At 59.6% G+C, this 12,762-nt stretch carries 11 protein-coding genes; 6 read left to right on the top strand and 5 right to left on the bottom strand.

Annotation, left to right across the window (positions count from 1 at the left end; genetic code table 11):
* Nucleotides 1-33 precede the first annotated feature (33 nt).
* The 4 genes from M5G26_RS26325 to M5G26_RS26310 all read left to right on the top strand — a co-directional run bounded on the left by M5G26_RS26325 (nucleotide 34) and on the right by M5G26_RS26310 (nucleotide 3,482).
* Nucleotides 34-723: an N-acetyltransferase gene (locus M5G26_RS26325; protein ID WP_150693648.1), complete on the top strand. Its 690-nt coding sequence runs from the start codon at nucleotides 34-36 to the stop codon at nucleotides 721-723.
* 4 nt (nucleotides 724-727) lie between these two features.
* Entirely contained in the window at nucleotides 728-1,912 is a 1,185-nt protein-coding gene (locus M5G26_RS26320; protein ID WP_273916887.1) for a GNAT family N-acetyltransferase, read from the top strand.
* The gene (locus tag M5G26_RS26315; protein WP_150693409.1) at nucleotides 1,884-2,675 is read left to right on the top strand and encodes a ChbG/HpnK family deacetylase; all 792 of its coding nucleotides are present in this window, start codon (nucleotides 1,884-1,886) and stop codon (nucleotides 2,673-2,675) included. The genes M5G26_RS26320 and M5G26_RS26315 overlap by 29 nt, the downstream gene beginning before the upstream one ends.
* A gap of 114 nt (nucleotides 2,676-2,789) precedes the next feature.
* Complete coding sequence (locus M5G26_RS26310) at nucleotides 2,790-3,482, top strand: N-acetyltransferase (protein ID WP_150693408.1); 693 nt, start codon at nucleotides 2,790-2,792, stop codon at nucleotides 3,480-3,482.
* Nucleotides 3,483-3,696: 214 nt separating this feature from the next.
* Here M5G26_RS26310 and M5G26_RS26305 read toward each other — a convergent pair whose 3' ends face one another.
* On the bottom strand, nucleotides 3,697-4,494 hold the full coding sequence (locus M5G26_RS26305) for a class I SAM-dependent methyltransferase (protein WP_273916886.1): 798 nt from the start codon (nucleotides 4,492-4,494) through the stop codon (nucleotides 3,697-3,699).
* 320 nt (nucleotides 4,495-4,814) lie between these two features.
* Between M5G26_RS26305 and M5G26_RS26300 the strand changes: the two genes are divergently transcribed.
* Together M5G26_RS26300 and M5G26_RS26295 are read left to right on the top strand one after the other, a co-directional pair.
* Nucleotides 4,815-5,123 carry an addiction module antidote protein gene (locus tag M5G26_RS26300; RefSeq protein ID WP_134174129.1) on the top strand — a complete coding sequence of 103 codons (309 nt, stop codon included), beginning with the start codon at nucleotides 4,815-4,817 and terminating at the stop codon, nucleotides 5,121-5,123.
* A 56-nt stretch (nucleotides 5,124-5,179) separates the two neighbouring features.
* Entirely contained in the window at nucleotides 5,180-5,527 is a 348-nt protein-coding gene (locus M5G26_RS26295) for a hypothetical protein (RefSeq protein WP_038369614.1), read from the top strand.
* A 115-nt stretch (nucleotides 5,528-5,642) separates the two neighbouring features.
* Here M5G26_RS26295 and M5G26_RS26290 read toward each other — a convergent pair whose 3' ends face one another.
* The 4 genes from M5G26_RS26290 to M5G26_RS26275 all read right to left on the bottom strand — a co-directional run bounded on the left by M5G26_RS26290 (nucleotide 5,643) and on the right by M5G26_RS26275 (nucleotide 12,546).
* Nucleotides 5,643-7,085: a sigma-54-dependent transcriptional regulator gene (locus M5G26_RS26290; protein WP_273916885.1), complete on the bottom strand. Its 1,443-nt coding sequence runs from the start codon at nucleotides 7,083-7,085 to the stop codon at nucleotides 5,643-5,645.
* Complete coding sequence (locus M5G26_RS26285) at nucleotides 7,054-8,544, bottom strand: sensor histidine kinase (protein WP_273916884.1); 1,491 nt, start codon at nucleotides 8,542-8,544, stop codon at nucleotides 7,054-7,056. Before M5G26_RS26285 ends, M5G26_RS26290 begins: the two co-directional genes overlap by 32 nt.
* A gap of 94 nt (nucleotides 8,545-8,638) precedes the next feature.
* Nucleotides 8,639-9,742: an SCO family protein gene (locus M5G26_RS26280; RefSeq protein WP_273916883.1), complete on the bottom strand. Its 1,104-nt coding sequence runs from the start codon at nucleotides 9,740-9,742 to the stop codon at nucleotides 8,639-8,641.
* Nucleotides 9,739-12,546, bottom strand: a complete 2,808-nt coding sequence (locus M5G26_RS26275; RefSeq protein ID WP_273916882.1) for a multicopper oxidase domain-containing protein — start codon at nucleotides 12,544-12,546, stop codon at nucleotides 9,739-9,741. Before M5G26_RS26275 ends, M5G26_RS26280 begins: the two co-directional genes overlap by 4 nt.
* Nucleotides 12,547-12,762: the final 216 nt, after the last annotated feature.

The raw sequence follows: 12,762 nt of genomic DNA, 5'->3' as shown, positions 1-12,762 counted from the left end.
CCGCGCGATGCCTCGTCATCAGGAGTGCACACCATGAACATGCTCAACAAACTGACTCAACACCTGCGGCAGAAAGGACTCACTGCCACCGTCAAGAAGGCATGGAAGCACTACATCTTTTCCCATCAGGAGCTGCTGTGGATGGAGCGCGACCTGGTCAGCCCGGTGCCACCGCACAGCCTCAAACCCTACCCGCCATTGCGGGTGGTGAAGATCACGGCGGACAACGCCCGCGCCTTCGCGCGCTACTTCGGCGACCGCGTCGGCACCATGGCCGAACTGGCCAACGAAGGCCACACAGGGCACATGCACCTGGACGATCAGGGCGATGCCGTGGCGTTTATCTGGGGCAGTTCGCGGGACTATTTCGACCGGCACTATTACGGTTGCATGTTTCCGGTGAAACCCGGCGAGTTCTTCGAATTCGGCGGCGAGCTGACCCGCGCCTACTGGGGCAGCGAGCTGTCGGTGGATCTGCAACTGGAGCTGTGGAAAGCCATGGCCGCGCAGGGTTGCGACAAGGTTGTCGACGTCTGCGAGTTCCACAATATCCCGGCGCTCAAGCTGCACCTGCGCATGGGTTATACCGAGCAGAACCGCATCATGAATGTGTACACCCTGTTGGGTCGCTGGCGCTTCTACCGCGAAACCCGCTACAGCGGTTCGCGTCTGGAGGCGCTGCGCAAACCTTCCCGTCCACCCGTAACAGCAACGGCGACCTGAGCCTATGGCGACGCGATTTGAATGGCGCAATTCATTGTGCGCCGCCGATTTCCCGGAAGCGGCGTATGAAGCGCTGCGCCTGCGGGTGACGGATCACACGCCGTTCAACCACCTCGGTTGGTTGTGCGCGGCCGAGCAGGCCCTTGGCGAGGGTGAGCGTTTGCACATCCTGCTGGGGTGGAAAGCGGACGAATTGCGTCTGTGCCTGCCGTTGGTGGCGAGTCGCGAGCGTTTCGCCAGCGTGCCGTTCCGGATCGTGCATCACTTGGGCTATCCACTGGCCGATCGCTTGGCGCTGTTGTCCTTGCTGGGCAGTGAAGACATGCGCGAGGCCTTGCGGTTGATTCGCCAACGGGTGCCCCACGCGTTGCTGCAACTCAATGAATTGTCCGAACCTGCGGGTGAGGAAAGTGCGCTGACCGAATGGATGGCGCGCAGTTCCACCGCTGAACGACGCCTGAGTTGTCGGGTGCCGGTGCATCTGATCAGTGAAGCCGATCATCAGGAAGTCTCCGGCGACCCGCGCTACAAGCTGCGGCGCGCGCGCAAGCGCATCGCTGCTTGCGGTGCCGAGGTGCGGCGCATCGTGCCAGATGCGATGAGCATGGGCCCGCTGTTGCAGGTCATCAGCGAAGTCGAAGCGGTGAGCTGGAAAGGTGACGAAGGCGTGGGGATTTTCGCCAGCGAACGCAGCCAGCAACTGATCGAGCGCGCCTTCACCGCCCTCGCCGCTCAAGGCTTGGTGAGGGTGGTGACGCTGGAGCTGAACGGGCGCTGCATCAGCTATCGCCTCGGTCTGCTCGAACAGGGTCGACTCTACGATTACAACCTCGCCTTCCTGCCGCAATACGCCGATCTTGGCAGCGGCCGGGTGCTGCTGGAGGAATGGATTCGCTGGGGGCTGGAAGACAACTGGCGCTGGATCGACGCATCGCGCGTCAGCCTGGAAAACTCCAGCCATCAACTGCACGAACGCATGACCGGGCAACTGGAGCACTGGCGCTGGAGTTTTTATTCCTGGCGCCCGAGTGGCCTGGTTCTCGGCTGGGGCTTGCGCCTTTGGCATCGACTCAAACCACGCGTGCAAGCCTGGCGGGCACGCCGCGCCGAGCCCGCCAAACCCGCACTGAAACCTGTCGCGATCACCACGGAGGGCGAACATGCCTCGCCAAGTCATAGTCAACGCTGACGATTTCGGCCTCAGCCCGAACGAAAACGCGGTGATCTTCGCCGCGTTTCAGGCCGGGGTCATCAGTTCTGCCACAGCGATGGCCAACATGCCGGCGTTCGAAGCGGCGTGTGCCATGGCCCGGCATCCGACCTTGCAAGGCCGGGTCGGTCTGCACTTCAACCTGACTTACGGACGACCGCTGAGCCAGGGAATTCTGGCCCGGCGAACCTTCTGCGATGACTTCGGTGTGTTTGACCTCAGCCTGCCGCGTCACAGCTTCTGGCTGGGACGCGAGGATCGCGAGGCAGTGCGTGAGGAGTTGCAGGCGCAGTGGCAGCGCTGCGTCGATCACGGCATGCGCCCCAGCCACATCGATTCGCATCAGCACGTGCACAACATCTGGCCGGTCGGCGAGATCGTCGCACGGTTTGCCGCGCATCAAGGGGTGCCGGTGCGGCTGGCGCGCAACCTGGGGCAGAACCTCAATCTGCCCAAACGTGTATTCAAGGGATTGCTCAATTGGCGTTTGCAGCGTCTGGCGGGTGTCACCGCTGACTATGTGTGCACGCCGATCGACCTGCGCAACGACAGCGCGCCGACCGACGGCGTGCTGGAAATCGTCGCGCATCCAACGCAACTCGGCGCCGATTTTGGTGACGCCTACCTCAACCCCGACGAGTCCCTGAGCCGCGTACTAGAGCAGCGGCTGATGGGCATTGCACGGGTTTCATACGCCGATCTGAACAAGGATTTTCTACGCGGTGCCACGGCACTCGATTGACTTACATACCTTGCAATACTTTCGAAGATGGCACTTTGAAATGAACTGGCAAGGGTGATCTATACCCACAAAAGCACCATCCACAACACCCGGGCTTCGGCCACGGAGGGCAGCATGAGCATCATCGAAAAACTACAAGAACGCATTCGGCAAAAAGGCCTCGGCCGCACTTTCGGCACGTTGTGGAAACGCTACGTGTTCTTCCACTGGGAGCTGCTGTGGATGGAGCGCGACCTGGTCAGCCCGGTACCGCCACACAAGCTGCGGCCTTACGATGGCCTGCGCAAAGTCGATATCACGCCGGAAAACGCCATCGCGTTCACAAAACATTTTGGCGATCGCGTGGAGACCATGGCGGAGCTGGCCGCCGAGGGCCACACCGGGCACATGTACCTCGATGCTGACGGGCATGCAGTCGGGTTTATCTGGGGCAGCATTCGTGACTATCACGACCGTCATTACTACGGCTGCACGTTCCCGGTGAAGCCCGGTGAGTTCTTTGAATTCGGCGGCGAGATGACCCGTGCGTATTTCGGTAGCAGCCTGTCGGTGGACGTGCAGGTGGCGTTGTGGGAAGCGATGGCGGCGCAGGGTTGCACCAAGGTGGTGGATGTTTGTGAAACGCACAATATTCCCGCGCTGAAGCTGCACATCCGCATGGGCTACCACGAGCAGGGTCGTGTGATGCACGTGTATTGCCTGTTTGGTCGCTGGAAGTTTTTCCGGGAAACGCGGTATGAGGGTTCGCGGCTGGAACCGCTGCGCAAACCAGGTCGGCCGGTGGTGAGTGCGGCGGCGCAGGCTTGATTCTCTTTCGGAATTTGCAGTGGTTTTGATGCTGCCTTCGCGAGCAAGCTCGCTCCCACAGGGGATCTGCTGCGCGCCGAATACCATTGTAGGAGCTGCCGAAGGCTGCGATCTTTTGATCTTCAAAGTCAAAAGATCGCAGGCTTCGGCAGCTCCTACAGGGGTTTGTGTATGACGCAGAGCCAATGTGGGAGCAGTCGACTCACTGAAGCATTCAGGTTTTGATGGCGACAAGGGTGAAACACATCGGCATCTGCGCCTCTCGATTCAGATATTGGTCATACAGCTCTTCCCGGTTCGAATGCGCATACTCCTTGAAGTGCGCAATGTTCAGCCCCGCCGCAATGGCAGCGCTGAAGATGGCGCCAAGGTTATGCACAAACCAATACGACTTCGCCGCCGGCTGCTCAACCTTGCCGACATAGACAATCGGCTCTTCCTGAACAAACGGCTCGGCGCGGAAGTAGGAACTGGCGAGGCGGTACGGATCTTCCGCATCCGGATCGACCATCTCCAGAAACGGATGGGTTTCGTAGATCACCAGTTTCCCACCCGGTTTCAGCGTTGAGGCGACATGACGGAAGAATTCGCCGATGTCCGGCATCCAGTTGAGAACACCGATGGTGATCAGCGCCACATCGAAGCGGTTCTGCAATGACGCTGGCAAATGATGGATATCGCATTCGATGAACTCGGCGTTGTGCGGTGAACGCTTGTTCAGCTCACGCGCCTGTTCGAGAAACGCCGCCGACTGATCGACACCGACCACGCTTCTGGCACCCAGCGCAAACAGTGAGAGACTCTCACGGCCGTTGTTGCAGCCCAGTTGAATCACCTCTTTGCCGTCAACCTCCAGCAACCCGCTCAACGTCTCATCAAGGCAAGAGAAATCCGCCTGCGCAACCTCGCCGAGCAAGGCCTGCCAATCAGGCGAATCCTGATGATGGCGGGCGGAATCGTTCCACGCCTGTCGATTGCTCTCGATGGCGGTTTTATTGTTGGGCACTTCCATGGCGTACTCCGGACGATGCTCGTGATTGAGCGGATCCGAGTCTAGATCAGCTCTTCAATTGCGGTTGTTGCAAACTTGTAAGCCAATTCGTGTAGGAGCTGCCGCAGGCTGCGATCTTTTAATCTTGTTTTTTAAAGGTCAAGATCAAAAGATCGCAGCCTGCGGCAGCTCCTACATATCTGAGTGTTCATGCCTACAAGTGTCGGCGAATTATCAAAACAGATAGAAAACGCGGCTGACTATTCAACTCTGCTCACATGGATATCCTCACAAAGCGCAGACATCCGACGCGCACAAAAAATGGCTAAGGAGGTTTAACCATGAGCCAGACGTTAACGAATTTCGACGTGGCAGCATTGCTGGACAGTGACGAAGCCATCAGCGAATACCTGTCCCAGGTTCTTGCAGACGGGGATAACGAAGAGTTTCTTCGCGCAATCGGCTATGTGCTCAAGGCGCGCGGGATGACGCAGATAGCCAAAACTTCTGGCATGGGTCGCGAAAGTCTGTACAAGGCGTTCGCGCCCGGCGCAAAGCCGCGCTTCGAAACGGTTTTGAAAGTTATGCATGCCCTCGGCATCGATCTTTACGCACAGCCGGGGCATGTGATCAATCACCCGGTTGTTTGAATGTCGGGCAGCTATAGTTAATAGCCTTGGGGAAAACCGCACTCGCAGGTGCCGCCATGCAAATGCTCGATCGGCTGTTGTTGACCGGCTGTCTGCTCGCTGCCACTCAGGCGCAAGCGCTGGACAGCAATTTCAATTATTACGGGCCGAACCAGCCCTTCGCCCACCCTGCTCCGTATTCACTGAGTTCCACACCGCCCAAGCCTTACGACGATACGGCGCCGCAGGATTTTGTGGTGATTCCGGGTGACCATGAGTTCTACGATTCACAACTGCCGACCGTGGCGGATGCGACGGTGCGGGTGTTTATCCGCACGTACGATGCCGAGCGCGGGATTTATGTGAATGACGAGGTGCTGGATCCGAGCTGTTTGCTGGAGTGTTTGAGCCGGCAACAACACTGAATACCAAACGCCTACTGTATGAGCTGCCGCAGGCTGCGATCTTTTGATCTTGATCTTAAAACAAGGTCAAAAGATCGCAGCCTGCGGCAGCTCCTACATTTATTGTGTACGGCCGCTACCACTGGCGTTTGTCAGGGCGGGCGAGGCCGAGTTTTTCGATGCGGTAGCGCAGCATGTCGCGGCTCAGGCCCAGCAGCCGCGCGGATTTGGTGACGTTCCAGTCGGTCTTGTCGAGCATCTTGCGCACCATGTCGCGTTCGACTTCCGGCAGGTTCATCGACTCCATATTGCTCGCCGGACGCGGTTCGTAGGCCGACACCGGTTCGTGGTGTTGATGCTGATGCTGCGGCGGCAACTCGTCACACAGGCTCATGCACACGTTCAATTGATGCGCGGCAATCGTGTCGCTCGGCGCCAGCAACACCGTTTGCTCAAGCATGTTGCGCAGTTCGCGCACGTTGCCCGGCCAGGTGTAACTGAGCAGCAACTCCTCGGCCTGCTGGCTGAAATGCAGATTCGGCTTGCCATAACGTTTGCCGTGGCTGGCGAGGAAGTGCCGGGCCAACAACAAAATATCGTCACCCCGCGCGTACAGGCGTGGCACCTTGATCGAAATGATCCGCAAGCGGAAAAACAGATCGCGGCGGAACTTGCCCTGCTGAACCATCTGTTCAAGGTTGCAGTTGGTCGCGCTGATCACCCGCAGGTTGACCTTGCGCTCCTTCACCGAACCCACCCGGCGAATGGTGCGATCCTCCAGCAACTTCAAAATTTTCGCCTGTAACAGCAGGTCCATCTCGCCAATCTCATCAAGAAACAGCGTGCCGCCATCCGCCGCTTCCACCAGCCCGACGCGACGGTCCTTGGCATCGGTGAACGCACCCTTCTCATGGCCGAACAGCTCCGACTCGACCAGATTCGACGGGATCGAAGCGCAGTTGAATTCAATGAACGGTCCTTTGCTGCGCGGGCCGTCGAAGTGCAACGCCCGGGCCACCAACTCTTTGCCGGTGCCGGTCTCGCCTTCCACCAAAACCGGGGGCAGATCGGTGTTGGCCATGCGCCGCTCGGCATCGAGCAACTGGCCGATAGTGTTCTTCAAATACTGCATCGGCGCCGAGTCGCCGATCAGCGCCTGCACCCCGGATTTCTGCGCCTCGCGCTCCTGATAGAACGACAACGTGCGCTCCATCCGTTCGGTGGCCAGGGCCTTGTCGAGCAGCAGTTTGAGCTCCGGTAAAGCCACCGGTTTGGTGACGTAATGAAAGGCGCCCTCCTTCATCGCCACCACGGCATCTTCAACGTTGCCGTAACCGGTCATCATGATCACTTTGAGATCCGGCGCGCTGATGCGCAGCTTCTGGATCAGGTCGTGACCGCTCATGCCCGGCAGCGAGTTGTCGGTCAGCACGATGTCGGGCATGAAGGTTTCCAGTTGCCCTAAAGCGTCTTCGGCCGAATGGCAGACCGTCACCTCGAAGTCCTTGCGCTCCAGGTAGGTCTGAATATTCTCGGCCAGCAGTTCGTCATCCTCGACCAGCAGAATGCTGTGTTCCATATTCCCCTCCCGATGCCACTTTGAAGTTGAGACTGACGCGGGTTCCTTCCTGCTCTTTGCTGGTCAAAACGACCGAGCCTTGAAAACGCTCCATGATTCTTTTGACCAACGCCAGGCCAACCCCGAGGCCGCCCTGTTTGGTGGTGAAAAACGGTTTGAACACCAACAGTTGCTGCTGCGCGCTCATGCCCTTGCCGGTGTCACTCACGGTCAGGCGCACGCTGTCGGGCTGCGGGGATTCGAATTCGACACTGAGCACACCGCCCTTGGGCATGGCTTCCAGAGCGTTGGCAAACAGGCTATTGAGGATTTGCGTGAGCAGCACCTTCTGGCTGACGACCGGCGCGCAATTCTGCGCAGTGAAGCGCACTTCGACGTTGCAGCGTTTGATCAATGCTTCGAAGGCGCCAACGGTGTCTTCGACCGCCATCACCAGGTCCACCGCCTCGCCGTCGTCATTCATCGGTCGCAGCGACACCAGCAGTTCGCGCACCCAGCGTGACATCCGATCAACCTGACTGATGATGTCGCCAATATTGCGTTGCGCGCCGGGGCTGGCAATTTCCTGGGCCAGTTCAGCGCTGGAACGAATGGTCGCCAGTGGATTGCGCAGGCTGTGCGCGACCGCCGATGACATCTCGCCGAGGGCAACAAAAGTTTCGTTGCTGATCAGTTGTTGCTGCTGGCTCTGCAGCAACTTCGCGGCGCGGCGGACGATCCAGAACAACGCCAGAAAAATCGCCGCTCCACCGAAACACGTCGCCGCCCAGATCGAGGCAAATCCACGGTCGATGCGATCGACCAGATCTGCCGGTTCCTTGTAGATCTCGACCATGGCGATGACTTTGCTTTTGTCGGCGTTGAACATCGGGATGTAGTTCTCGATGAACAGGTATTTCGGTTCGCGCAGCAACTGCTGCTCGGGTTTCTCATCGTCGATCTTGTGGTAACTGGAGGACACCGCGACTTTCATCTCGAATGACTCGTCGAGCTCGTCGTCATCCTCGAATTTGACCCCGATCAGTTCTGGATTGGTCGACCAGATCACCGTGCGATCCAGCGCATACACCGTGGCCAGGAGAACGTCGGGCAGGTGTTCGACATGGTCGAGGAACTCGGCGCGGGCCGCCGCATGGGCGCCCGGATCGACATCGGGAAAGTTGTTGTCCTGGCGCGGGTCGAGCATTTCACCCATGGTTCGCGCCGGGGTGATGCCGGCGTGGCGTATTTCCGCCGCGCCGATGGCCTGAACAAATTGCGCGGTCAGCAACGCATCGCGCTCAACGCTTTCGGTGACCACGAAGCGCGTGGAGATATAGCCAAGGCCCACCGCCACGGCGGCAATGATGAAAAAACTCGCCAGCGAGAACCAGCGCAGCAGATTGAACTGTTCGCGCCAGCTCTTGCCTGCGACCGATGGGTTCGGTGCAGAGGTTTTTTGTGCTTCCAGTCGCTGCATGGGAGTGGCCCTGGAGTTTTGTATCGCGCTGCTTACAGCCATCAGTGTAGGTGGCTCTGACCGCGACACACGGTTCTATGATGCTATTTCGCCGCTACCGCATCTGACTCACCGTCGCGGCTGGATCGCCCGGTTTTACTGGCGTCAAAGCGCCGTCGGCCAAGGCTTTGGTGGACGGATGTTGACGCTCGGTTTCATCGTTGAGGAAATCGATGATCGACTGCGCAGATGCCTCGTCGAGGCGCAGGTTGGGCATCGGAATTCGCTCGAACTGTTCGTACAGTTGCAGGGCAATCGGGTCTTTTTCCGCGAGTAGGCGATCCGGTTCGCGAATCCAGCGGTTCAGCCATTTCGGATCTCGATTACGCGTTACCCCAATCAGATCCGGGCCGATGCTGCGCATGCCGATGCCCTGACCGTCCTGCGGGCCGAGGCTGTGGCACGAGGCGCAACGGGTGCGGAACAGTTCTTCGCCATTGCTCGGCGGACGAATGTCCGGGGCGTTGGCGTAGCTTTCTTCAATGCTCGGCTGTTTCCAGTTCTGCAGGGTGTTGGCCAGTTGATCGGCGAGGATCCACGGGTTTTCGAACGGCGAGGCCTTCATCCAGCGCCCGGTGGTCTGATTGCCGACAATCAGGCTGAGGTTGTGATCCTTGCTGCGACCGTTGTCGACGCCTTCGATGAACAGCCCGAGTTTCTTGCGCAGGTCGGTGACGTCTTCGAATTCGCCGGTGAGAAACTTCCAGCCGGGGCCGACCTTGAAGCGTTGCGAATAAGCCTTGAGCACTTCGGGCGTATCGCTGAGCGGGTCGATGCTGATCGAGTAAAAGAAAATGTCTTGCCCGACCCGATCCCCCAGCAGTTTCTGCACTTGGCGCAACCGTGCGGTTTCCAGTGGGCAGGAGTCGCTGCAGGACGTGAAGATGAAATTGATCACCACCACTTTGTCTTTGATCAGGTCATCGAAAAAATGCACCTGCCGACCATCCTGATCGGTCAGCAAGGTGTTGGGGAAGTAGTCGCCACCCCACGGGGTGGCGGATTCAGTCGCTGCCGGCGAGTCGCCGACGCTAGCCTGGTGTGCCAGCAGCACACGGCTGCCGAGCACGCAGGCCACCAGCATCAGCACCAGGTGCATACCCAGCGCCCGGGAGCGCGGGGTATGCAGCGGTTGGCCGTCGCCGTGGCGGCGGTTCATGGCTTGACCACCACTTGTGGGCCCATACCGTCACCGTTGCGGAAGGTAGGCAGCGCGGCCGAGTTGACGTAGCGCACACCGTCCCAGCTTGGCAGTGGGGTTGGCATCAGTTGCAGTTGCCCGGGTTTCTCCAGGTCCCAACGCAGCAGCATCGAGTTGTCTTCATGCTGGGTGTTGTGACAGTGCTCCATGTACGTCCCGGCAAACTCGCGGAAGTTGATCGCCATCTCGACGCTGTCCAGACCATCGGCTTCGGAACCGATGCGGTATACGTCTTTGCGTGCCCATTTTTCCCACTCTGGCGGGGTCTTGCCGCCGCGACTGAGGATGATCCCCTCTTCGAAGTGCACATGCACCGGATGGCTCCAGCCCTTGCCGCCAGCCTTGATGTTCCACACTTCCAGGGTGCCGAAGCCGGTGACACCGGCATCGGTCGGGCCGCTGGACAACTGGGTCGAAGCGTTCAGGCGGCGTGGATCCATGTGGAAGCCGAAGCCGCCGTCAGTCTTGACCGTCCACGGCGCTTCATCGGTGCCGTCGGAACGGCCAAAGGTGAAGGTGCGGTGGCGAGCCTTGGCCAGCACGGCTTTATCGGCGGCGTTGTCGCGGTGGAGCTTCAGCGGGATCATCACCAGCCCTTCAGCCTTGCCCGGTTTCGCCGGTTCGTAGGCTGCCGGGTTCATCGCCAGATCCTGGCCGGTGTAAGCCTTGACGTTGAGCTGCAAGACCTTGCCCACCGCCGGATCGCCTTTGTCCCACTGCGGGCCTTTGCTGGTCTGCTTGATCACCGCCAGGTATTTCTCCGACAGGATATCGCCCAGCGGGATGACATCTTTGGGTCCCTTGCCGTCGTCGTGGGCCTGCAGATTGACGAAGAACAGCTTGTCCCCTGGTTTGATGCCGTTTTTCGAGAAGTTGACGATGATGTCGAAGCGCTCGGCAATGCCTTGGGTCGGCAGGATCGCGTTGTGGTTTTGTTTATCGCCATCGGCGTCGAGGTCCATGCTGCCGTCAAACGGCACGCTGTGTTCCATGATGTTGCCGTCGTTGGCGATCATGTGGAACGGCACGCGGCTGTACGTCACACCCGAGTTCTTCGGCCCCTGAAACTCGCCACCGCTGCCTTTGATTTCCCGCACCAGCGCCAGTTTGAAGTAGCGCGACACCGAGCCATTGAGGATGCGAAAGCGATAACTGCGCGCACGCACGTCGAGGGTCGGCTTCCATTGCCAGTTGACCAGCAACTGATCACCGAGGAAGCCATCGGTGTTGAACGGGTTGAACCACAATTGGCCTTCCTGATCCCAGGCCTTGTCGGCGAACACCAGATTGACGTCATAGTCGCGATTGCCCCAAGGCAAGGCACTGCCGCTGGGCAGACGCAGGTTGACGCCGTCGTCCACCGACTCGTTGCCGCGATCCAGGGCGCTGTAGTAGTTCATCATCGCCGCGTTGCCCTTGTAGACATTCTGCGCGGTGAAATCGAGCATGTGATCGTGGAACCAGTGGGTGCTCATGGTTTCGCGCCAGTCGCCGCGGATCTTGATGGTGCCGTTGTCGCAGGTCTTCTTCGCCGGTGCGAGGTCGTTGACCCACAGGGTTTCGCCCGGTGCGCAGGGGAACGCCGCGCGCGGGTCTTCGGCCTTGGTGTTGATGCTGTCGTAACCGGCGAGCTGGATCGGCCAGCGATAGTCGTAGAACTGCCCCGGAAAGAAGAAGGCGTTGGCATAGCCGTCGCTTTCCGCTGGCGCGTGGCCGTTGTGCTCGTGGGTGCTGATGGTGTGCAGGCCGAAACCACGGTTGGCCGACGGATCGATCGGCAAGCCGTTGTAGTGGCGCATCATCACCGGTTGGCCGTAGCGCACCATCAACAGTTTCGGCGGCAACGTGCCGTCGAAGGTCCACACCGCGTTGTGGTTCTGCACCGGCATGGCCGGATGGAAACGCGGATCGACACCTTTGGCGGTGCCATCGGTCGCCGGTACGCCAGCGACGTTGTGGTACAGACCGCCGGGGCCGAATTCGCCCATCGTATAGCCATGCATTTGTCGACTGTCGCGCAGGCCTCCGTTGATCCGCGCGCCGGTCTGCGCGGTTTTGTAGGCGGCTTGCGGGTAGAACTCGTTCCAGCGTTGGTGCGCCCAGCCTTTTCCTGGTGGCCGGCCTTCGGCGGACGAGCCGATGTGACGGTTGAGGAACACCTCGATCTGCGCCTGCCACGGGTTGCGGTCGACCACGTTGGAAAACTGGCTGGGGAATGGCGTCAGTCCCGGTTGCCGCAGGAAGGCATCGAGGGCCGTGCCGGGTGGCGCGCTACGAGCGACGTTATTTGGGTCCTGTGCGGGCGCCGGGCCAATCGCCGCCGGTGGAAACGGCAGTGGCGCGGCGGGAGTGGTCGGGTCGAGCTTTTCCGGGCCGAACTCTTCGAACAGGGTCAACTGCTGAGTGAACGGTTGCGCGCCATAGAGCGGGCTCGGCTTGCCGTTGGTGGGGTAGTTGAAACTGGTCTGCACGGACGGCGGCAGGACGTTTTCGATACGCGTTTCAGCCCGATCGCCTTTGACCCCGTCCGGCAAATCGAAGGAATCTTCGTTGGCCTCGGGCATGGTCAAAATGGCGTTGAGCGCACCGGCACGGTCGGCCGGTTCGTCGTAGTACGCCGACGGATCGGAGGTTTCTGGCTGTCGCTCGTCATCGATCGGACTGGCGCGAACGCCGGCCATGGTGCCGAGGGTCAACATCAGAAAGACGCTCAAGGGCGTCAGCAAAAAGGTGTTGCTTGGGTCACGCGTTGTTCTGTCCATCACCAGCCGCCTCATCAAGGAAGGGGTGATGGTGTTTTGCAACTACTGCGCCAATAAATTATTTCCAGTTGTAACAGGGGCTTGGAAGGTCTGTGGGTTTCCCCACTCCCCGGTGACCGGGGCTTGACACCCACTGGTGGGGGAAGTTCATAAATTTTTTATGCGATGGAAACCTCATGTAGGAGCTGCCGAAGGCTCCTACAGGGAATGTGTGGT

The organism is Pseudomonas sp. TNT2022 ID642 (assembly GCF_028656995.1).
In the GTDB taxonomy this organism is placed as follows: Bacteria; Pseudomonadota; Gammaproteobacteria; order Pseudomonadales; family Pseudomonadaceae; genus Aquipseudomonas.
Note: the sequence above shows the minus strand (reverse complement) of the source record. Positions and strands in the feature narration are given on the sequence as shown.